Genomic DNA, 23409 nt, shown 5'->3' with positions numbered 1-23409 from the left:
ATAGTCCACCACGCAGGCTATTATGTGGTGGTCTGTGGCTTTACATACCTGACAAAATCAAATTCCTGGCGCTGTCTTCAGTGGAATATCACTGATTACGTCAGCTTAGGAAACGATGAAAAAACTGTTGCTTATGATTAATGTTTTTTCATCGTATTAAAGCATTCGCCTAAAATAGTATATTTATCCTGTCAAGCTGATGATTTGAGTAATCATAGATTATGACTGATCAACACCAAAATGGTGATATCCGAAAAATGCAACAAAAACAAGGTGAATACACAAGTCTGAGAGTAGCTGTTCCCAAAGATTACGAAGACGTTTTTACCCATTTTTATTCTGCGGGGAATAAATCCGCTGATGTCATTACCAAAACGTTTCTCCCCTCGTTTCAAACGATTTTAATATTCAGTTTTGGTGTGCAACCCATCTTGCATTCTAAGCAAAATACAGAGGTCCGTGTTGACAGATGTCTGGTGCTTGGCCCCATCAAGCAGGCGTTTGATTATTCGTTGCCCCCCAATTCACAAATTCTGGTTGCGAATTTTAAAGATGATGCTTTTTACCGTTTCTTCGGAAATGCCTCGGTTTCGGAACATCTGCCGGTTGATCCCGATGATTTATCAGATGAAAATTGCTTCACGTTTTTATGGACACAGCTCAACAAAATTGAGGATGTGAACGACAGGGTAAACTATATTCTGGAATTCTGCAAACCATATCTGAAGCATAGAAATGCCATTGCAGCACAGTTGGCAAGCTTTAAAGAGGAAAGGAAGAATCCAATAAAATGTATTGCAAACCAGCAAAATCAAACCGAAAGAAATATTCAGCTCAATCATAAGAAAACCTTTGGATACACTGCCAAAGAAATCGGCCGCTATCAAAGGTTCCTGAAAACCATTGAACTGATAGAACATATCACTTCCAAATCTGCAAAGATCGACTGGTTTGAAATTGTTGGTGAATGAGGTTACTACGACCAAAGTCAGCTGATCCACGATTTTAAACACTACATCAAGATCAGTCCGACAAAGTATCTTAAATTTCAGCAAGATATCTGCATCGCGAAGGCGGAATAGTGTCGTTTTCGTTTTCTTACAATTTTTGGCCGTTGCGCCCCGATATTTTTGTCCTATCAAATTTAAAAAGACAGGACAATGAAACATCTAATCATCTATGCGCATCCCAACATCGGAAGCCTGAACCATCACCTGATGCAGACCGTAATAGAGAGTCTGCAAACTGAAAATCACGAAATAGAAGTCAGGGATTTGTATCAGTTCAATTTCAACCCGGTTCTTTCCCAGGAAGATATGAACGGACAACGGCTGGGAACGGTTGCAGACGATGTTAAAGTCGAGCAGGATTACATTTCCTGGGCAGACCACCTCACCTTTATTTATCCCATCTGGTGGACGGGAATGCCAGCTATCATGAAAGGTTATATCGATCGGGTCTTCAGTTATGGTTTTGCTTACCGTTATGACCAAGGCATTCAAAAAGGATTACTCACTGGAAAGTTGACCACCATCATCAATACGCAGGGAAAATCCAATGCCGAATATGAGTCCATTGGAATGGACAAGGCATTGTCGCTGACATCCGACAAAGGCATTTTCTCTTATTGTGGACTTACGATCAACCGGCATTTCTTTTTTGACAAAGCAGACAGGCCAACACCAGAAAGTAAGGCAAATTGGACAAATCAGGTTAGCGCCGTCTTTAAAAACTAACAGCAATGAAAAGCAAAAGCGTACAAAATACATTAGTATCCATTTTCTCCCTGTTGGCAATAACAGCCTCAGGGGTGTTTGGATTGGAATATTGCAGCAGTTACAAAACCTCGAAAACCATCCATCTTGATGCACCCGTAATCACAAGAAAGAGCATCGTAATCAATGCGCCTATTGAAAAAGTATATCGAATTTTCAGCGATGTGGATCACTGGGATAAATGGCAGCACGAAATTGTAGCTCCTAAAATTAACGGTGCATTTCAAGTTGGCACCTCTTTCGACTGGAAAAGCAACGGTTTAACGATTACCTCAACCCTGCAAACAGTAGAAACCAATAAAATGGTGGGTTGGTCTGGTCCTGCTTTCGGTGCTTTTGCCATACACACCTGGTATTTCACAGAAGAAAATGATCGGACAACCATACATGTAGATGAAAGTATGGAAGGCTGGCTGGTAAGGCTATTACAAAGCAAATTTCAACTTAGCCTCGATAGGTCCATTGAATATTGGCTTAATGCGCTTAAAAGGGAATCGGAAAAAAATCATTAAAAAATGGGACTAATAACTATACCTTCATTTGACGTATCAGATATATTTCCGCTTTTATAGAGCTTAAGCTCAATAGTTTGTACCATGGCTCCCTGGTAGCCTGTGAAGACACTGGCAAGGGTGAAGGATACAGCTGACAAAATCAAGTGCCTGGTGCTCTACCGAAAGGAATATCGCAGGTCATCCAAGGAATTTTAAGTTTGGCAAAGCCTCATTTAAAACCTGATTCCGCGGATTTAAATACTGGTTATTGAGGGCGATGTCGTGGCCCCGTGAAGACACGGGCCACGGCATCGGGTAGGTCGGCAAATACTGACAGCGGAAGCGTTTTTTGTAGAAAAAATATTGCCTTTCTAATAATGAAGTTTCAAGAGGCTGTTTTTATCAGTTGAACTGCTGGTTTGCAGTCTTTTGCAGGAACTTTTTCGTATTGTTTCGGCTAGTGGATGTATGGAAAAAGCAGAAAAGCATAAAAGGCAGCGGGATGCTCTAAAGTATGAGACACCGGTTTTTAAGAAAAATCAGCCGGACGACAGTTTTAAATTCCGCTCCTTGCCCAAACCCACAGGTACTTATCCTTACCATTTGAATTTAGCGGATATTTTACCTTTGCCAGAAAAGGAAAAGATGACATTCCATATTTTGGGTGACACAGGAAGTATAAGGAATCCGGGGTTCATCCGACATGTGGTTGCGGCCATGGAAAGTCAGTACCAGCCTTCTGCCAGCGACGAAACGCATCCGCAGTTTTTGTATCATCTCGGGGATATAGTTTACAACCATGGAGAAGCTTCGCAGTACCAGAAACAATTTTTTGAACCTTATCAGCATTACCCTGCCCCGATATTTGCCATTGCAGGAAACCACGACAGTGATGTGAATCCGGAAAGCGAAACAGGGTATGACAGTCTGGATGCATTTAAGGCCGTTTTCTGTGATACAGAATCGCGGATAGTCCCTTTTAGCGGAAATGCACAAAGAAAAAGCCAGCAGCAGCCCAATATTTACTGGACACTCAAAGCGCCCCTTGCAAACATCATCGGCATACACAGCAATGTTCCAAAATTTGGGATTGTAACATCGGAGCAACGCAGCTGGCTGGCTGAGGAACTGATCACAGCTGGCCGTGAACGACCAGATAAAGCACTGATTCTTTGCATTCACCATTCGCCTTATTCGGCAGATATCAACCATGGTTCGAGTTTGCCGATGATAAACTTACTGGAAAGTGTTTTTGCAGAAACTGGCGTTCGTCCTGACGTAGTTTTTAGTGGACATGTTCATAACTATCAGCGTTTTACAAGGCATTATACCGACGGAAAGTCCGTTCCCTTTATTGTAGCAGGTGCTGGAGGTTATGATGAATTGCACGCGGTTGCTTTGAAAAATGATCTGAATTTCACTTCGGAAAAACCTGAATTTGAAGGTGTGCGGCTGGAAAAGTATTGCGATGATCAACACGGGTTTTTGAAAATCAATATCGAAAGAAATAACGGCCGGTTAACGCTAGGAGGTAAGTACTATACCATTCCGCAAGTGAGCCGTTTCAGGTATGATACCGAGCCTGAACCCTCTCTGGCCGACCAGTTCAGTATCGTTCTGTAAGGTTGAAGGCGCTCTTTTTGTTTTCGTGAATCGGCCGCAGATCTGTGTCTTAGGTTGACGGCCAGGGTGAGGACATGGGCCAATTAACCACACCACCCTCGAAATGTGTCAACAAACCCTGATTTTGTGTTAAACGCGCCACCGCTGCCCGCAATACCTTTGTGGTGTATTAAAAAACACAATATCATGTCAAAAATAATTTTCATTACCGGTGCCTCACGGGGCTTTGGTAAACTTTGGGCAAAAGCACTTTTAGAACGCGGTGATAAAGTGGCCGCAACAGCCAGAAACATAGATGACCTCGCAGACCTTATTGCCGGATATGGCGAGGCGGTCCTGCCCATCCAACTGGATGTAAATGACCGCGAAGCAGGCTTTGCGGCGGTAGAGAAAGCCAATAAACATTTTGGACGTATTGATGTTCTGATCAATAATGCCGGTTTTGGTTTGTTTGGTGCCATTGAAGAAACAACCGAACAACAGGCCAGGGATCAGATGGAAACGAACTTCTTCGGGCTCCTTTGGCTTACTCAGGCGGTTGTTCCGATCATGAGAGCGCAGAAAAGCGGGCACATCATCCAGGTTTCCAGCTTTTTGGGATTGGTTACGCTACCAGTTTTGGGGATTTACAACGCCTCCAAATATGCCGTAAACGGATTAAGTGAGACACTGGCAAGTGAGGTCAAAGGCTTTGGTATCCATGTCAGTTTGGTAGAGCCAAATGGTTTCTCAACGGACTGGTCCGGAGCGTCTGCTGTGCAGGCAGAACCAATTGAGGCCTATGCACCGGTCAAAAAGGCATTCTTTGAGGGTGCCACTCCTGATAGCTGGGGAAACCCGGAAGCGACCACCAACGCCGTTTTGCAATTGATTGATTCGGAAAATCCTCCCCTTCACTTTCTGCTTGGTAAAATCGCCTATTCTGGTGTGAAGCAGGTTTACGGCGAACGCCTGGCCGAATTTGAAGCCTGGAAAGAAGTGGCCGTAGAGGCGCATGGGCATTGATCCACCTGAACAACTTAAAAAATTGTAACACAATCTGGCGAATAAGCGCTCAGATTGTGTTACAATGTTATGGATATGAAACACTATAAAAATCTGAGCGAATTGCACCGGGACAATGGTTTTACGCTCAATGAGAACCCGTTGTTCAGTATTTATCAATGCAACGGAGCCTGTACGCTGGGCGACCGGGAGTTCACCAGCGATTTTTATATGATTGGGTTCAAAAAACTGAAATCGGGCGTCATACTGTATGGCCGCACCAGGTATGATCACGATTGCGGATCAATGATGTTTGTCAGGCCACGTCAGATCATTCAAATGAAAAATCTGGATTTGGAGGAAGATGGATTTCTCATCTTTGTCCACGAAGATTTTTTGAACGGACACATTCTGCACAACGACATTAAAAAATACCACTACTTCGATTATGAAACCAATGAGGCCCTTCACCTTTCCCCAAAGGAAGAAGTAACGATCTGGGAGTTATACCGAAAAATTGAAATGGAGTATAGCAATAATCAGGATGAATATAGCCGCGAAATTATACTGGCCAATCTGGACACACTGCTGAAATACGCTCAGCGGTTCTATAAACGTCAATTTATGAATCGTTCAGAAATATCCGGCAGAACTGCCACCAGGTTTGCCGAAGAGATGGACAGGTATGTTACAGCCGGTTTCCTGACCAGTAAAGGACTTCCGTCGGTTCATTATTTGGCCGAGAAGTTACATATCTCCCCCGGATACCTGACCGATGTTTTGAAACAGGAAACCGGAAAGACCGCACTGGAGCACATCCACATCTATCTGATATCTGAAGCTAAAAACCGGCTCAAATCAGAAGCAACTTCGGTTTCGGAGATTGCCTATGCCCTGGGGTTTGAAAATCTTTCGTACTTCACAAGGCTGTTTAAAAAGGAGGTGGGGACTACACCTGTTTTTTTCAAAAAGCAGCTGCTCAATTAACTGTGCCGGCTGGGTTTAATGACTCCAGACTGCGTTCGAGTGTCACCACCCGTCACCATTAGTGCCCTCCGTTTGTGAGGATACAAACGGAGGCAAAACTCTCTATGTCTTTCACTTAATAGCCTGATTATTTGATGATTGCTTTGCCTTTCATTTGGTAGGAGGGAGGCGTTTCAGGAGAATGAACGGGTCCTTTCTTGCCTTTATTTCTTCTGCCCCACCAAATGTAAAATCCGGTAAGGGGCAATAAAGCGCTGATCAGTGAAACAAAAAAAGCAATCGTCATACCCAAGTACCCCAAGGTTTTTCCAGTGTGCAAATCATAATTGCTGTTGCGCCACTTTTGGCCCGTGGTTTTGTTTTTTTGAAGAAGCCCTCCATATTCCTTACCTGTCGACAGATTATACATGTAATAGTTGTAGCCTGTCCACAAGGTATTGTCCTTAAAGTTGGCACCCGCAGTGAGTGTATTGGTTGATCTGTTTTTTGAAAGAAAAATACGGTCATAGCGTGGATTCTCTTTTTGAATTCTTGCTACCACCTGGTCAAACAAATGGGTTGGTTCGTTACCTGCCGGCGTTTTATCAGGATTTTGCGGCAGTTTAAACCGTACTACTTTCCCGTCCAGCACCGTATATACTACATTTTCCCACCACTTAAACGACCATACTATTCCTGTAAGTCCGATAAAAAGGGCAAATACAAGTATGTAAAACCCAAGAATATTGTGCAGGTCGTAATTTTTGCGCTTCCAGCGGGTGGTTTTCTTCCAGCGGAAAGCAAACCGCTGGCGTGCAGCAGCTTTGTTTACGGGCCACCACAAAGCAAAGCCGGATAACAGTAAGATTATAAAAATGATCGTTGCCGATCCTACAATCGGGCTTCCGATGTCGGGGTTGAGGAAAAGGTTCTGATGAATGGAGCGGACCACCGTGAAGAACTCATATTTCATATCCATGATGCCGTTCAATTCTCCGGTATAGGGATTGATGTAAGCCTTTTTCCAATATAACCCGGCGTGATCCCAGAAGCTGTTTGCGGTTTTTTTATCGTCGTATCGGTACACGTCAAACTCCCAGGCGCGGTCGTTTTCACGGTAAATGTTGACGAATGACACCGTATCCTTGCCCCCAAATGCCCTTTGAGCCACATGCTGTAAAGTGGATACGGGCAGCGTTTTTGGGGTATCGGATGGAGCCTCAACACGGGCCAGTTCGGAATGAAAGACACCGAAGAGTTCTTCCTCGAATGTAAAAATGCAGCCGGTAATGGCCACGATAAACACCACTAGCCCGGAAGAGAGTCCGAGCCAGAGGTGTAATTTTCCTGTGATCTTTTTAATTGTCATGTACTGCTAAAACTTAATAGCCACGTCCACTGAAAAGTTTCGGGTCGGGTTGTAGATACCGTAAGAATCCCAGTAATGTGTATTTCCAATGTTATTGAGTTTAATACCTGTTCTCCATTTGGCATTTTCGTAGAAAAGAGTCGCGTTTACAACGCTATACGACGGTAGTGTGACGGTGTTGGCGTCGCTGAAATAGGCGTCCGAAGCATAATTTCCACCTATGCCCGCGCCCAGGTTCCGCAGTATCTGATGTCTGAATTTATAACTGATCCAGTAGGTGGCTATATTCTGAGGTGCTCCGGCGACTATATTTCCCTGGTTCAATGTGGCTTTCACAATCCTGTTTTCGTTGTATCCATATCCCAGGGCCACATTCAATCCGCTGACAGGGTTTGCGAGTACATCCAGTTCGATACCCTTACTTTGCTGTTTTCCGTCCTGAGTGGTAAATCGGCTATCATCCGTGCGAAGCGCGTTATCAATATTGATGGTGTAGTAACTCAGCGTTGCACTCACCTTTCCGTCGAGCCACTCGGTTTTCAGGCCTGTTTCCCACTGGTTAGCATACAGCGGTTTGATATTCAGAATAGATCCATCGGGCTGTTCTACCTGGGGGTTGGTGTTCTGGAAGCCATTCATATAGTTCCCAAATAAGGATACTTTGTTTTTAATCAGTTGATACACCAGTCCCAGTTTGGGAGAAACCGAGTTCTGTTCATATTCAGCCGAGGTGCCTCCCTGTTTAAACCTGTCAAAACGAAGACTCAGCATAACATACAGGCGATCACTCAGATTAACTACCTCTGACAGATACACGCCCATGTACTGGTTCTTGGTGGTTCCCCGGCTGCTGACTCTCTCGGGTAAGAGCAGCAATTTATCTGTATAAATTTTTGTGATGAGTTTGTAAGACTGAGATACACTGATGGTGTCAAAATTGGGGCCGCTCTTGCTCATTCCGTTGGCATACAGATTGGTATAGTTCACGCCTGCCAGTAATGTGTGTTTTACGGCGCCGGTGTTAAATTTTCCCACGAAATTCTGCTGTGCATTGATGTACGTGTTTTTAATCGGTCCCCAGATGCCGACATACCTTGCCACGCGATCCTTCGTAATCCATGTGTTATACGTTTGATAGCTGTAATCGGTAAGTTCGTTCACGTACGAAAGGTTAGACGACGATGTCCAGTTTTCGTTGATCTTATATTTGGCCTCAACAAAATATTTTTGAGATTGCGTCTTGGAATCCAGATCATTATCGTAAAGCGATTTTCTGTAATCCAAGGGGATATCCTTGTAGTTGGTAATGCCTGCTTGCGGCCCGAACCGGGTATAGGTAGGTCGTGTCGAGTTGGCGTTGAAAATCTCCGCATCAAAAAGTACAGTCAATTTTTCGTTTGCCTTGTATAGCAAACTCGGTGCAAAAGCAAAACTGTTGACTCGGCCAAAGTCGCTGAAGCTATTCTGGCGGTGGATTGCTGTATTGATTCGAGCGAACACTGTTTTTTCATTGTTGAGGGGACTACTGATATCGGCCGTCAGGCGGGATAGTCCGAAACTTCCAACCGTCAGCCCGACGTTACCAAAAAAGTGCTCGCCTGGCCTTTTGGTTACGATGTTGACCAAACCGCCGAAGGAAGAAATCGAGGAGCCGAATAAAGTCCCGGATGGCCCCTTAATAAATTCGATGCGCTCAATATTGGAAACATCCGCACTGGAACGGCCCAGGTCTGATTGGAGCCCATTTCTGGCGCCTACATTCGTGGCAAAACCACGGGACATTACACCAATTCCTCCGCTGGGAAACGAAACGGCTACTACACCCGGCGCTGCTTTGAGCGCGTCGGTCATCACCGTTACGACCTGTTCCTTGAGCAGTTCCTTGCTTACCACATTATATACTTGCGGATTTTCCAGATTTTTAAGCGGCATGCGAGCCACCGTCTCGCTCTCCTTGTTTACCATACGGCTGGTACCTCTGACAAGTACTTCCTGTAGCTGCCTGTTATCTTCGACCAGGGTAAAATCGATCTGAACGGTCTGTTCTGCGGAAACAATGACCTCACTTTTTTGCGTTACAAGTCCGGTGAAGCTGGCCACCAGCGTGTAAGATCCGGCTGGAACTTTATGAAGTGTATAGTTCCCGTCTTTATCAACCACCGTACCTTTCCCTGTTTCTTCCAGGATTACGTTCACAAATTCTGCTGGTTTGCCGTCAGAGGTAGTTATTGTTCCTTTGACAGTGCCTGTCTGGGCAATGACTTGAAGGGAGAAAAAAGTGAAAACGAGGGCATAAATTATTTTCATTACGTTAGTTTTAAATAGACTTATTATAAATAATGACAAATATATAGCTTTTCTGCTGCGATGCAGAAAAAACAGCAATAATTTGCAAACTGCGCGATCAGAAAGGAGTACCACGCTGCAAAATGAGGGAGATGAAAATGCCCGAATTCTTCATAAATTGGGTAAGTATCACAAGCAGGAAGCTTTTATTGAAAGTCAAAAACCCTTAATCCAAAATGAAAAGCTCAAGACCGCCGCATACCCTTTTTTATTCTGTTGTTTTTTTTATATCCCTGCTCGTATCGCCTGCCTTTGCCGACATCCGGCTGCCTAATGTTCTGGGTAACAATATGGTACTACAGCAAAAGTCGGATGCAGTGCTCTGGGGCTGGGCCAGTCCGGGCGAAAAGATATTTGTCACCACTTCCTGGAACATGAAAACAGATTCGGTGGTCAGTAACGGTGATGCGCGCTGGAAGATCAAAATCCCAACCCCGGGAGCCGGCGGGCCGCATACCATTACGCTCAGAGGAAAAAACGTGATTATACTCGACAATATCCTGATCGGGGAGGTGTGGATATGCTCCGGGCAGTCGAACATGGAGTGGAGCAGTATTCAAAAAGTGCCGCAGATTTTGGAGGCCATGCCCACCAGCGGGAATCAGAATTTACGGTTGTTTCAGGTGCCCAAGTCTACTTCTCCGACACCGCAGGATCAGATCGAAGGAAGCTGGAAGGTTTGCAGTCCGCAATCCTTGGACGGCTTCAGCGCGGTCGGGTATTTCTTTGCGCTGGAACTGCAGGAGAAATTGAAAGTTCCGGTAGGCATTATCAATTCAAGCTGGGGCGGCACACCGGCGGAAGTATGGGCGCCGGAAAGCGTTGTGACCAAAGATCCGGAGTTGCAGACAGCCGCCGGAAAATTGAAGCCGTACCCTTCCTGGCCTACCACCCCCGGATATGCCTACAACAGCATGATTTACCCGCTCAGACATTTCCCCATTGCGGGGGCTATCTGGTATCAGGGTGAAAGTAATGTATCCACGGCATCCACTTATACAAAACTTTTCACGCAAATGATTGAGGCATGGCGGCAAGACTGGCAAAAGCAATTTCCCTTCTACTTTGTACAGATCGCGCCATTTGCATACCCAAGTCCCCAGGAATCGGCCCTGTTACGCGAAGCGCAGGCGAAGTCCCTCACGCTTCCCGGTACGGGTATGGTCGTCATCAGCGATCTGGTGGACAACATCAAAGACATACACCCAAAAAATAAAAAGGATGTAGGTTTACGGCTCGCCCGATATGCTTTGGGCGATACGTATGGGCAAAAGGGTGCGGTCTATAAAAGTCCTGCTTTCAAGCGGATGGAGGTAAAAGGCGACAAAGCCTCTTTGTTTTTTGAAAACGCACCCGCTGGCTTTAAAACCGTTGACGGCCAGGAACCTACGTCTTTCTACATGGCAGGAGAAGACAAAGTCTTTTTACCCGCCACAGCCAAACTTCAAAATGACCGTATTGTGGTATCCTATCCACAGATCAGAAAACCTGTAGCCGTGCGGTTTTCTTTCAGCAACAAAGCCATGTCGAATCTTTTTAGTAGTGAAGGTTTGCCGGTTGGGCCGTTTCGGACTGATGAGTGGGAGGTGGGGGCCACGGCGAAGTGAGGGTTTGTGGTTAGCGGAGGTTTGATGCTGGTATTTTAAATTTGGGTGAAGGTTGTAGGATGTTTTTTTGTAGATCGGTCAGAGACTGATGACGCTTTGTTGTGCTTAGTGTTTTTACTATGTATTAACGATAGGTTACGTGATGGTAAATCAAAGTAAACTCAGCTGAAGTAGATATTGAACAATAGCTAGGTGCGAGGTGTTATCCGAAATTTATCCTCTCAGACGGCACATTGTATCGATTCGTAAGTTTTGGAAACTATGAAAACGGGGGTAAGGTGTTTTGCGAATCGGGCTGAGGACGTTGTGTCGTCGTAGGGAGATTACGAGACAACTATGAGATTTTAGAAATCATGGTAAAGATGAATTTAGAGTTTTGAACCATAATATAGGCGGTTTTGATACCCGATACTAGTGTCGTACATAGGTCCTGTAACAACATGAGGCAAGGAATCAAGTTGCATTGAGGATGCAGAGCGGGGGGGACACGACAATTTTCACCGATAGCTATGGAATTGCTATAGTGTCTTGAGAAATATCGATGGTCCTACATAGAATTTAATCGTAACGACTATCGTTATTTTGCCTTTAAATATTTATTTAAAATTTTCTCAAGAATTTCCGCCTCAAATAGCTTTTTGTCTGTCAAAGCCGAATGTTTAGAAAAGTCGTGAACATTGTTTTCTTTGATGAAAATTATATTTTCCCAAAATAAAGATCTCTTATCTGATGGAATATCATATTCTTGGATTTCAAGGATATAGTCATCAATTCTTATTGGGATTAACATTTCCTTCCAATTCTTACTGATCTTCTCTCGGCAAGTTTTAAGCTCAAAATGACAAGCACTGCTTATTAAAGAATTTCTAGATGAAAGAAATATCATTTTCTCATTCTTTTTGACATATTCTGACATTATGCCCAAAAGCTTTCCCTTTGGGTCATCAATTTCGAACATCTCCACTTTGACTCCATTCAATATAAGATAATTGGCTAGTGTTGAAGCGAATTGTGTGTCCCTAAACGAATAAGAGATAAATGTACTGAAATACTTCTTAATTGGATAGACCTGCAAATCTTTTAAAACATCTACACAAAGGGAAGGAGCTTCAATATAATCTCTTGATAATTTTACAAAGTCATAAATTCCGACATTTGAAAGAAGGACCATGGTTCGTTTTAGTTCGGAAATATTTACAGACTGGCCGTTGTTACCAAGCCGACTTTGCTCCAATGCGTCCAACCTCTTAAAGTGGATCAAACATTCATTCATCAGTTCTTTACGAATACTTGGTCGATCATCCCTCCCAAATACTTCGTTTAAAACTTGTCGATTTTGTCCAGACAGTAAGCCCTCTATCTGTATTGAGGCAAATAACCTGAGCCTTGGCAAACAATCCTGGCTTCCTTGTCGAATCAACCCTTTTTGCCTTAGTAGCTTATAGTATTGATAAATACCTTCCCGTAACAGTCGGAATTCACGCTCATAAAAATCGAATTCCTCCTTCGACTTGGGGCGCCTAACAATACCATTTGGAATAACGCTAAGTTGATCATGATAAAGAGAGACCTGTTTTCCTGGATATTCCTCGACTTCGATTTCGCAGAGCAAGTTTTGATTTTTTACTGACTTCTTACTGGAGAGAGTATAGCGATCTATTAGTACCTTACGAAGCTTCCAGCTTGGGTGTATTAGGAATAATTTGTTTTTAAAGTCTAATTCTCGTGCCGTATCGAAGGTTCGTTTGCACAGATATATGATTTTGTTATTATTGTCCACCGAACTACCAATGGTTTCCAAGAATTTTATATCTTCATAATCCGTAGTGGTTATCGCTGAAGCGTTTGATGCTATGTTATTAATTAACTCTTTGTTCCCGGTAAAGAAAATAGTTGCTTGTTTGTCATCAATCCATTCTCTAAAAATCTGATCTCTTCGATAAGCCTCAAATTCATCTCTATATACTCTAAATTTGAAAACATCTTCATCAACTCTCAATTCAAAATACTCGACAAGTGACAGCTCATTCCAGATATTATTACTGGGATTGATCACTATTCCCAAGATTTTATGATTATGCAACGTCGGCACCAAAATTGACAATGAATCTCTACCCATACCCAAATGAAGATGATAGCGTATCCTGTTATAATTTGATCTGGCCTCTATAAAAATATTATCATAACCTACAATATTTTCCAAACTGAAAAAGTTTGCCCTGTCATACAAGACTTCTTCCATTAATGAATATGTAGCCGGATGCATTAAGAAAGACTTATATTCTGGTACGTAGTCTTTTGCAAGTGAATATTGTCCAACAGGTCTGAATGCTTGGATTAGCCGACTATTATCTGCCCCATTTTGTTTTACAATCCCCAAAATACCCAAGTTCCAGTAGTATGAGCATATGTGTTTAAATTTCTCATTTTCTGCAAAATACTTATAAGCGATCTCGGCAGTGCGACGGCTAAATATATTCTTGCTAATTATATTAATAAATTTCCTAAAGATATCTATATCGAATGAAGGAATTATTTCCAAGGTAAGCTGCTTGAATAACTCTGAACTTTCGTTATTAATGGCGTTGTGAATGGTTTCCATATTTCTTTCATTTGGAGATATATTCGATATTCTTTCGCCCATTGCTACGATTTCACGAGGTCTGCCAAAGGTATGCCGATATATGAAATCGAATACATCTTCTACAACCTTCTCACCTTTCTCATCTCTGACAAATCGATGTGGCATGCCAGTAAAGCCCAGAAACGATTTTATAGCATCTTTTTCCGATGGAAAAACAAGATTGTCAGAATCCGTTTCTCGAATATTTTTAAGAAAGATGTCTTTTATCTGCTCCTTCGAATATTCTAAAAAGGTACACAAATCACCAATTTGCTTCTTTTCCTGTGCGACTATTTGGTTAAATGCCTCGCTCCTTATTGATACATATATCTTAAGATGCGGGTTTGCCTGCATTAACCTTTTGGAAATACCAAGAATTGCTATTTGGGCTGCTATCCACAATTCGGCAGATACAAGGTAAGTATTTTCACTATTTGTCTTTCCAGCTTCACCGACGTGGCTACTGAATCCTTCATCAATATTGTCGATAAACAGAGCGAGTTGTGAAACTCCACGCTCATGTAAATTGTCGACGATCGGTCTTAATTGTGTATCGTTAAATTTGTTATATAGTTTTTCAATATTTTTAGTTCCTAATGACAAGAAGATTTTTAAGATTGAAGAGAGACTCTTCGCCAAGCCGATAATTCGTGATATTTCCTCTGGTAAGGAAACGTTACAATTCCTAGCTATACAGCAACAAAGTGAAATCTCCCAGATAATTTTCCACATCCTTTCTGTTTCAAGGTCATGTATCGATTCATAAGAAAATTTGGTTACGATATCATTAATTTTCTCACACAGCGTCGACTCCGGAATGACTTTGTAAGACTTTTCTCTAAGTTGTAGCGATTTTAGTTTTAATAGTAGTGTCTTCCCTAGTCCTTTTGGGCCGACCAGAAAATATTTATTAGTCTCCTGCGGTGAGAGAAATTTATTTATCGAATTGGTCCTCGTAAGAAAACTTTCAATACCTGTGGTTGAATAACCTATTTGAATTCGGTCCGCGTCAACGAACCAAGGAGAATATTTCATGTATGGTGTAGAAATTTAGGTTGGAAGTAGTAACTTGATAGATGATGAAATCTACATCCTTTATCAAGTTTTCATATTCTGCTTTTTCTTCATCCAACCATTTTCAGACTCAAGAAAACTGCTTGCCTGTCGGCAGAGGTAAATCTTTGTGGAATTCACTAAACGTACTATTTGTAAAAAAGAATATGATTTACTGCCACAGGTATTAACTGTGCAAAAAAGAGTTGGAATTTTTACTATTTGATAGTGGTTTTTCAGAGTTGTGGCTAAAGGATATAAAAAATTTAGAGGTAAAAAAATGTTTGTCATCTCAAGAGGGTTAAGTATGGCCTAAGATAATGATCTTTTCTCGAAACGTAATGCCGTTAGATAAGTTTTATATAATATTGAACGCATTTCCTGACTGGACAATAAACTAAATTAAGTGGATTGTGCCTCTCGATCCCTCATTGTGCGTAATGTTCTCTGAACACTACCCTAGAGTTTGGCTATTTTCTAACATAAAACGGTGCGAATTGTGCATTTGAGGAGTTTCTACGGCTTCTTGTTTAGTGCTGATTTTCAATTAAGCGACAGAAACTGTTTCTTGATAATATCTGATTTTCTTTGGGGCTCATCCCATCTGGCCCTTGATAAGATAGATTGATCTCTATTTTTTGAAGTTTTGTGGGACGCAAGATGCATAAATGAATACATGGCGACCGTAAAGGCAGGTACCTTTTCTGCAGAATTGGGGATTCGCACCTGGGCTTCGGAGAAGCCCAGCAATGTTTTCCGACGCCCTCCCTTGTGTCCTCACAAATGAGGAACAAGCTGGATGCTTTTGAGGACACAAACAGCGGTACACTCAGGATTGTTATACTGGAATTGCTAGGTACTGGAAGTAACCGAAAATCACTCCTGGCCTGCATAATACCCGATCCGTACCATCAGAAATCTGCTATATTTTAACTTTGATGATAAAATATCTTATCATGCAGGATAATTAAAACGCTTGTGTTGATACAATTCAAGAGTTTCTTTGTAATATCTAATTGTCATCGGTATGTACGTCCGTATTTCACTTTTTGCCATATTTCTTTCGGCTTTTTCCAATATTCATACCTTTTCTCAAGTAGAAAGTAAGGAAGGGATTGAAGTGTCTCCCAAACAGGGAGTTTGGCAAGCCAGTCACACTCCCGCTATGGATCTGACTGATGAAGTTAGCCTTGAAGCCATCATTTTTTTAACTGACCAACAGAGCCCGGGAGCCAGGATCATCGATAAATATCAATCAAATAATGGCTCAGGAGGATATGCGCTCGGCATAGGAGGCGACAATAAACTTTGGATGGCTGCCGGGCAAAAGCAACTGCTTAGCCTGCAGACAATTCCGCTGAATCAATGGGTAAAGGTTGTTGGCGCATATAGCAAATCACTAAATAAGTTCAAGCTGTACATAAACTCGGAAGAAGTTGCTACCACATCAGATACACTGTTGCCCGAAATTACTCGTACTAATTTCCCGTTAAGGATTGGCTCGGATTCCGATGGGAAAAATGCTCTGAATGGTCGAATAAAAAAAGCTGCAATACACCATAAATTCCTTTCTACACAGGACTTAGAGAAGGATGTCAACGTTTCGGGTTTGGTAGTAGACTGGGTATTAGAAAATGATACTGAGCAGTATGTGAGTCATACCGGAGGGAAAAATAAGTTATCAAAACTTCGATCCGCCCTAGGAGCTGAGTATATTGGCGATACCTCTAATATGCTTTGGTACCGCAGTCCCGCAGCACAGTGGGAAACTGCATTGCCCATTGGAAATGGCAGATTGGGTGCGATGATCTTCGGTGGTCCGGATCGTGAACGGCTCCAGCTAAATGACATTACAGTATGGTCTCATAGCCCTCAGCCTGATGCAGATAGAAAAGATGCATATAAACATCTCCCAGACGTAAGAAAAGCAATAAGAGAGCAGAACTATCAGCTGGCGGAAAAATTAACGAATGAATATATGACTTCGTCAGCTCCCTATTCGGCATCTTATCAAACATTGGGGGAGCTGTCACTACAATTCAGCCTGCCTCAAGGTACTGCTTCAAACTATAAAAGGTGGCTTGATATCAATAGAGCTGTATCAGGAGTTAGTTTCACGATAGGACAAACAGAATACCGTAGAGAAACATTTAGTTCAGCTCCTGATCAGGCCATCGTGAGTAGGATCCAAGGCTCTGGAAAAGGCAGTGTTACATTTACACTCGATCTCACAAGACTGGAAAATTCGCAAACGGTATCGCGGGGGACTAACATGTTGGTCATGACCGGTAACACAGGGAAAACACTTGATTTTGAAGTGCAGGTAAGTGTGCAAACTAAAGGCGGGACCATAAGGGCTATTGATAATCAATTGATCGTAAGCGAGGCAGACGAAGCAACCATATTTTTGACCGCAGGAACCTCTTACCTATTAGACTATGCAAAGGGTTATAAGGGAGTACATCCACATTCCAAGGTTACAGAACAGATGAAAGCAGTTGCAGCAAAACCTTACAAGGTTTTGCTAAGCAATCACATCAAGGATTATCAACAGTACTTTAACAGGGTAGAATTGGACCTGGGCTCTTCATCAAGTGCCGCACTTCCAACAGACGAACGGCTGAAAAGCTATGGAAATGGCGGCATGGATCCTGCTTTTATTTCATTATTTTTTCAATATGGCCGGTACCTTCTCATATCGTCAAGCCGGCCGGACAACCTCTTGCCATCAAACTCGCAAGGTATCTGGGGTGACGGCTTATCTCTTCCATGGCAGTGTGACTATAAGTCCAATATTAATTATCAAATGAATTATTGGCCTTCAGAGCAGGCGAATTTATCGGAACTTCACCTGCCAATGATAAAACAAACGCAAAGCTTACAGACTGCAGGTGCGAAGTCTGCCAAAAGTTATTTTGGCCCTGATACACCAGGATGGTATTATGGCTACACAACAAACGGCTGGGGGTGGACAAGTCCGGGTGCTAAACTACCTTGGGGTGTTTTTGCTGGCGGAAGTGGATGGGCGTGTCAGCATCTTTGGGAACACTATGCATTTTCGAGAGATAAATCTTATTTAAAGTCAGTCTACCCAACTTTAAAAGGTGCAGCCGAATTCTATTTAGCTACTATGATAGAGGACCAAAATGGAGAATTGATTACTTCACCGTCAACATCGCCCGAGAATTATTTTATAACGGACGATGGACAAAAAGCGAGTGTTTCAGAAGGAAATACGATGGAGCGTTCAATTATTTGGGATCTTTTCAACAACGTTGCCCATGCAGCAGAAGTATTGAATATCGACGTGGAGTTTAGAAAGCAAGTCACTGCCGCGAGGGATAAAATAAAAAAGCTTCAAATCGGACGTAATGGACAGTTAATGGAATGGGGGAAAGATTGGGATATGAATTCAGATGATCTGGAGCATAGGCATGTATCTCACCTTTTTGCTCTACATCCGGGAAATCAAATTACGGCAATAGGAACTCCAGAATTAGCTGCGGCTGCGAAGAAGTCTTTGAAAATTCGAGGGAATGATGGAACAGGCTGGTCAATTGCATGGAAGGAAAATTTTTGGGCGCGATTAAGAGATGGCGATCAGGTTAATCAATTGCTTGCAAACCAGCTTAGGTATACAGAGCAAACAAGAACAATTATGGCTGGTGCAGGCGGAACTTATCCCAATCTCTTTGATGCACATCCTCCATTCCAAATCGATGGCAATTTTGGAGCAGTGTCTGGGATTTCAGAGGTTCTACTACAAAGTATGCAGCGCTATGCTCCGGATAAATATATTTTAGACATATTACCAGCATTGCCATCACAGTGGAAAAATGGATTTGTCAAAGGATTGAGAGCAAGGGGCGGATTCGAACTTGACATTCAGTGGGCAAGTAATCTGCCCACAGTGGTTAACGTTAAGTCATTAACAGGGGAAACATGTGTGCTTCGAACGCCGGTAAATCTGTCGGTAAAAGAAGCGAAATTCACTTCAAAACCTGATTCAAATGGTTTTATGATAACCTTCGAGACTCAAAAAGGAAAAATATACACTTTGGTTAAAAAATAATCTATACAAAAGTCTGGCTGCCAAAGGATTGATTTTAGTTTGTTGGTATTTCCATGCCCTCGTTTGTGTCCTCACAAATGAGCAACAAGCTGGGTGTTTGTGAGGACACAACACCGGCGCCGTACACAGACACCGGCGGACGGACAAACACCTGTATAGGCCGGCTCCGTCAACCAGGGACCGGCCTTTCATTTGGCTGCCCGTTGAACATTGCCAGCAGTTTTTGTAACCCCTCGGGTGAATGCATGAATTCGGTGTTGTTCAATGTGTCCCGACCGATTTCGGCAAATCTGGCAAACATTTGTTTTTCGTAATGGGCAATCGCCGATTGTACATCTGTAAATTTTCCGCTGGTTAAGCTCTCGCTTAATTCTACGGCGTCCAGCATCGCCATGTTCACGCCCTCGCCTGCATATGGCGGCATCCAGTGCGCGGCGTCTCCGATGAGGGTGATGTCGGGCTTGGCCTCCCATTGCTGATCCAAAGGCATACAGTATTGCGGTCTGGGCGTGAAGACGGTGCCTTCAACCTCGAATAATTCCAGCCAGATGTCATCCCAGCTGGCATACTCCTTTTTAAACCATTCCAGGACCTGTTTACCGTTTTTAAAGTCTATGCCGCTCCCGGTAACCCAGTTTGCATCCACGTTCCAGCCCGTGTAAAAATCCATACTGCCGTCCCCCTTGGCACTCACAGATATGGTTTTTGAATCGCCCAGAGCCATTATTTTTCCACCTTTCAGCAAGCCGTAGATTTTTGGTGCGTTCTTTTCGGCGTCCGGGATATTGCCTTCCAGTACTGTTACTCCCGAATAAAAGGGTTTAATGGGTGTGACAAACGGACGGATTTTTGACTTCGCCCCGTCGGCCCCGATCAGGATGTCGGCCGCTGCGGTGTTGCCATTTTGAAAAATAATTTCCCACGAATGTTCGGCTTCTTCTGCGGAACGCTGCTCAATGGCCACAATATGGCTGTCCCACACAACTGTACCCGGCAGCAGGGAGTCCAGTAAAATATTCCGCAACGGACCGCGGTCTATTTCAGGCCGGAACCATTCATCTCCGAAACTGCTCGTAGAATCTTCGTGATGTTCATCCAGGAAAATTTTTGCGTTTTCGTCCACCACGCGAAGCCTGTCTGCATCGGGCCTGTAATTGGCTTTAAAGGCATCTATCAAACCAGCTTCTTCCAGTGCTCTTAAACCCGATTCGAAATGCAGGTCCAGGGTAGCGCCCTGCGCCCTCACCTCCTGGCTTTCATCTCTTTCGTATACTTTCACATCGGCTCCTTTTTGCTGAAGCAAGCGCGCCAGGGTTAATCCGCCGGGACCTCCGCCCACAATGGCTATTTTTTTATTTTGTAGTAACATGGTTTTGTTTTTTATGATTACAAAATTATGCGTACATTAAGAGTTAAAATACCTGTTTCTGATATTAAAATAGTCGTAAATGAAAATATCGCTTACAGATAAGCAGGGTTCCGGCATTTTACTGGGATTGGCCCGGGCGATCGGTGCCAGGGTTCAGGGGCGGTTCGTGTACATTCCGGAAGACAAGGGAGGAGGGTATCTCAGCGGTTTTGCCTGGGGCACGGACCTGCGGATGATGGTACGCAATTATCACCTGAACGAGGAAATTCTGATCGAACGCACCAATGAGCTGGCGGAGGGGCAGGATGATATCATTTTTTTGCTGAGCGGCATTTTCCCTGCTTCGGCCGATCAGGAAAAACAACTGTTGCCCGAGCAAACAAACGTCTTTATTTGTGCGCACGCCGTTTCTTCGGTGCTGAATATGCCTTCAAATACCTCTTTTAGAAGTGTAACGATTGCCGCCTCGAGACAATATCTGCAAAAACTTTTCGGCAATCTGTCACACCCGCTGGTGGTGAGCATTCTGGAGGCAAGAGAAAACTTCGCCTTTGAGACCGGCATTTCGCCCGCGATGATCAAAACGGCGAGTGAAATACTGGAACTGCCGGTCCCGGAAAGTCTGGAAAGCCACTATTGCAAACTGAAATGCGAAGAACTGCTCTGCCATATTTTTGGCCTGCTCTTACAAAGAGATTCGGTGCCCGCAAGCAATATGCATATCGAGGACATCAAAGCCATTTACGCCATCAAGCTGCATTTGCAGTCGCACCTGAGCGAGCCGCCCGATATTGCTACTCAGGCCAGAGAGGCTGGCATGAGTGAACCCAAGCTAAGGAAACTGTTCAGGCAGACCTTCGGAAAAAGTGTCTTTGAATATTACCAGTCTGCCCGGATGCAGGAGGCTGCCAGGCTGCTGAAAGAAAAGCGCCTCAGCGTATCAGAAGTGGGCTTTCAGCTGGGTTTTACTAATCTGAGTCATTTTTCAAGGGTTTTCGAGCAGCATATCGGAGAGAAGCCTAAGCGGTATTCGGTTGAGAAGGGTATGGGCGGTTAATGCTAAGTCAGGGGTGTTGCATAGTTTTTGTGGTTTATAAGTACCTGGAGCCCAAATTTACTAATTTAGCCTTTGCAACCTGTTCGAACCTTTCAAACGCTAAGCCTGATAACCTATTCAAACAATGAGATTTATTACCATATTTTTCTTTACATTTCTGGCGATCAGTCATGTGGAAGTGACTGCACGGATTGCGTCGTCGGTCCAAAGCAGGTATGATAAGCCGGGCATTATTACCGGTGCCGACCAGACTGAAAAATATGTGCCTTATCTGAAAGGAAAACGGATTGCCCTGGTGGCAAACCAGAGTTCCATCATTGGCAGGAAAAGCAGTGTCGACAGCCTGTTGAGCCTGGGGGTTAAAATCGTCAAGGTGTTCGGCCCTGAGCATGGTTTTAGAGGCAATGCCAGTAATGGGGCCGCAGTAGGCAATGAGACGGATCTTAAAACAGGCATTCCGATCATCTCTTTATATGGCAAAAATCAGAAACCAACCAAGGAGCAACTGGCGGATGTGGATCTGATGGTCTTTGACATTCAGGATGTGGGCTGCCGTTACTATACCAACATCAATACGCTTCAGTACGTGATGGAGGCTTGTGCGGAGAACAACAAAGAACTGCTGATTCTGGACAGGCCCAATCCTAACGCTTATGTTGTAGACGGGCCGGTAATGACGGACGACAGATTTAAGTCTGCCATAGGGATTCATTACATTCCCATGACCCACGGTATGACCATCGGAGAGTTTGCACAGTACCTCAACGGCGAAGGGTATCTGAAAAAACCATGCAAAATCACCATCGTAAAGGTGGCCAACTATGATCATGACAAGTCCTATGTACTTCCCATAAATCCCTCGCCGAATTTGAATACACAGCAGGCGGTGATGTTATTCCCGAGCTTATGTATGTTTGAAGGAACGGCCATCAACGAAGGTCGTGGAACGTACATGCCATTTACCGTATTGGGAGCGCCTGCCTTGAAGGATAAGTACCCGTTTTCATACAAACCCGTGGGTATACCCGGAATGAGTGAAAGTCCCAGGCATAAGGACGCTGTTTGTTATGGGCTTGACCTTCGCAAATATGATACTGACAAGCTTCGTAAAAGCCGCCAGATTAATTTGTCATGGCTAATTGAATTGTACAACGCCTATCCTGACAAAGCCAATTTCTTCACTCCCGGACGAGCCAACCAGGATATATCCGCCTTTGATCTGCGCATCGGGACCGATCAGTTAAGAAAACAAATTATCGCAGGGGTATCTGAGGCAGACATCCGAAAAAGCTGGGAACCAGGTCTGCAGAAATTTAAGGCCATACGGATGAAGTATCTCCTGTATCCGTGAAGAACGGGTTGGTTGTCCCAGACAGGAATGAGTCCACGGTTTTAAGCTTTTTCCTCCAAGTGGGGTAGGCTGTGCTGGCCCTTCGGGTGTTACGGTCCAGCAAGCGCGGGAAATGGTGAGGCCTGGTTTCAGAACAGATAACTGGTAAGAAGCGCTTCCCGGCTTTCTAGCAGCGGAACAATTTGCCCCAGTACCATGGTCTGAAAATGCTCGGAATTACGGTGAGCCGAAACGGCGGCCTCGTCTTTGTAGCACTCGTATAACATGAGGGTATTTTTGTCGGTATTGCTTTGGTGTAACTTGTAAAATAAATTTCCTTCTTCTGCATTGCTCTTTTCACTTAGTATGGCAAGCAATTGGAGTACGGTGTCTAGATGGCCATCTTTCACTTGCCACCTGGCGAATACATAAACAGGCTGTGGGTTCATTTGGAATTGTTTTTAAGCGGATCTTGATTTACTCCGCCAAAAGTATTGAAAAAATAGTGGCAGTTGAGCTTCGTTGTCAAAAAAGCAGGAAGTACCTGAGAACAAATCTTTACGGGATTTTGGTCGTTTCCGCAGTTTTGAATTAAGCGCTCACACGCTTCCCGGCCGAAAAGAGTGCTGTCCAAAGTGTTCATAATTGTACATTTCCGTTCAGTAGCGGACGGTTTGAGTTGTGGTTGTTTTTTTACATTGTTAATAATGAGCTGTTTAGAACATCGGCATAGTCCTTGAA

General features: G+C 43.7%; 15 protein-coding genes. 10 read left to right on the top strand and 5 right to left on the bottom strand.

Annotated features, from left to right (window positions below):
• The first annotated feature begins 257 nt into the window (after nt 1–257).
• From KOE27_RS14030 to KOE27_RS14005, 6 genes are all read left to right on the top strand, one after another.
• Nucleotides 258–971 carry a hypothetical protein gene (locus KOE27_RS14030; RefSeq protein ID WP_215239490.1) on the top strand — a complete coding sequence of 238 codons (714 nt, stop codon included), beginning with the start codon at nt 258–260 and terminating at the stop codon, nt 969–971.
• A 189-nt stretch (nt 972–1160) separates the two neighbouring features.
• Nucleotides 1161–1736 carry an NAD(P)H-dependent oxidoreductase gene (locus tag KOE27_RS14025; RefSeq protein WP_215239489.1) on the top strand — a complete coding sequence of 192 codons (576 nt, stop codon included), beginning with the start codon at nt 1161–1163 and terminating at the stop codon, nt 1734–1736.
• A 5-nt stretch (nt 1737–1741) separates the two neighbouring features.
• Complete coding sequence (locus KOE27_RS14020) at nt 1742–2287, top strand: SRPBCC family protein (RefSeq protein ID WP_215239488.1); 546 nt, start codon at nt 1742–1744, stop codon at nt 2285–2287.
• 450 nt (nt 2288–2737) lie between these two features.
• Complete coding sequence (locus KOE27_RS14015; protein WP_215239487.1) at nt 2738–3892, top strand: metallophosphoesterase family protein; 1155 nt, start codon at nt 2738–2740, stop codon at nt 3890–3892.
• Between the two features lie 186 nt (nt 3893–4078).
• Nucleotides 4079–4897, top strand: coding sequence for an SDR family NAD(P)-dependent oxidoreductase (locus KOE27_RS14010; RefSeq protein ID WP_215239486.1), 819 nt, complete (start codon nt 4079–4081; stop codon nt 4895–4897).
• Between the two features lie 75 nt (nt 4898–4972).
• Nucleotides 4973–5863: a helix-turn-helix domain-containing protein gene (locus tag KOE27_RS14005; protein ID WP_215239485.1), complete on the top strand. Its 891-nt coding sequence runs from the start codon at nt 4973–4975 to the stop codon at nt 5861–5863.
• Between the two features lie 127 nt (nt 5864–5990).
• Here the strand turns inward: KOE27_RS14005 and KOE27_RS14000 are convergent, their stop codons facing one another.
• The gene (locus KOE27_RS14000; RefSeq protein ID WP_215239484.1) at nt 5991–7211 is read right to left on the bottom strand and encodes a PepSY-associated TM helix domain-containing protein; all 1221 of its coding nucleotides are present in this window, start codon (nt 7209–7211) and stop codon (nt 5991–5993) included.
• Nucleotides 7212–7217: 6 nt separating this feature from the next.
• Complete coding sequence (locus KOE27_RS13995) at nt 7218–9518, bottom strand: TonB-dependent receptor (protein WP_215239483.1); 2301 nt, start codon at nt 9516–9518, stop codon at nt 7218–7220.
• Nucleotides 9519–9733: 215 nt separating this feature from the next.
• Between KOE27_RS13995 and KOE27_RS13990 the strand changes: the two genes are divergently transcribed.
• Nucleotides 9734–11164: a sialate O-acetylesterase gene (locus KOE27_RS13990; RefSeq protein WP_215239482.1), complete on the top strand. Its 1431-nt coding sequence runs from the start codon at nt 9734–9736 to the stop codon at nt 11162–11164.
• 577 nt (nt 11165–11741) lie between these two features.
• Here the strand turns inward: KOE27_RS13990 and KOE27_RS13985 are convergent.
• Nucleotides 11742–14822, bottom strand: a complete 3081-nt coding sequence (locus tag KOE27_RS13985; protein ID WP_215239481.1) for a toll/interleukin-1 receptor domain-containing protein — start codon at nt 14820–14822, stop codon at nt 11742–11744.
• 1045 nt (nt 14823–15867) lie between these two features.
• On the opposite strand from KOE27_RS13985, the gene KOE27_RS13980 reads away from it, so the two are divergent.
• On the top strand, nt 15868–18912 hold the full coding sequence (locus KOE27_RS13980) for a glycosyl hydrolase family 95 catalytic domain-containing protein (protein WP_215239480.1): 3045 nt from the start codon (nt 15868–15870) through the stop codon (nt 18910–18912).
• Between the two features lie 169 nt (nt 18913–19081).
• Here the strand turns inward: KOE27_RS13980 and KOE27_RS13975 are convergent, their stop codons facing one another.
• Complete coding sequence (locus KOE27_RS13975; protein WP_215239479.1) at nt 19082–20281, bottom strand: FAD-dependent oxidoreductase; 1200 nt, start codon at nt 20279–20281, stop codon at nt 19082–19084.
• 79 nt (nt 20282–20360) lie between these two features.
• Between KOE27_RS13975 and KOE27_RS13970 the strand changes: the two genes are divergently transcribed.
• Nucleotides 20361–21338 carry a helix-turn-helix transcriptional regulator gene (locus KOE27_RS13970; protein WP_215239478.1) on the top strand — a complete coding sequence of 326 codons (978 nt, stop codon included), beginning with the start codon at nt 20361–20363 and terminating at the stop codon, nt 21336–21338.
• 124 nt (nt 21339–21462) lie between these two features.
• Nucleotides 21463–22689 (top strand): exo-beta-N-acetylmuramidase NamZ family protein, encoded by a 1227-nt coding sequence (locus tag KOE27_RS13965; RefSeq protein WP_215239477.1) that lies wholly within the window; start codon nt 21463–21465, stop codon nt 22687–22689.
• 128 nt (nt 22690–22817) lie between these two features.
• On the opposite strand, the gene KOE27_RS13960 is transcribed toward KOE27_RS13965, so the two are convergent.
• Nucleotides 22818–23117, bottom strand: a complete 300-nt coding sequence (locus KOE27_RS13960; RefSeq protein ID WP_215239476.1) for a putative quinol monooxygenase — start codon at nt 23115–23117, stop codon at nt 22818–22820.
• Nucleotides 23118–23409: the final 292 nt, after the last annotated feature.

It is taken from the genome of Dyadobacter sp. CECT 9275 (assembly GCF_907164905.1).
GTDB classification, from domain to species: Bacteria; Bacteroidota; Bacteroidia; order Cytophagales; family Spirosomataceae; genus Dyadobacter; species Dyadobacter helix.
Note: the sequence above shows the minus strand (reverse complement) of the source record. Positions and strands in the feature narration are given on the sequence as shown.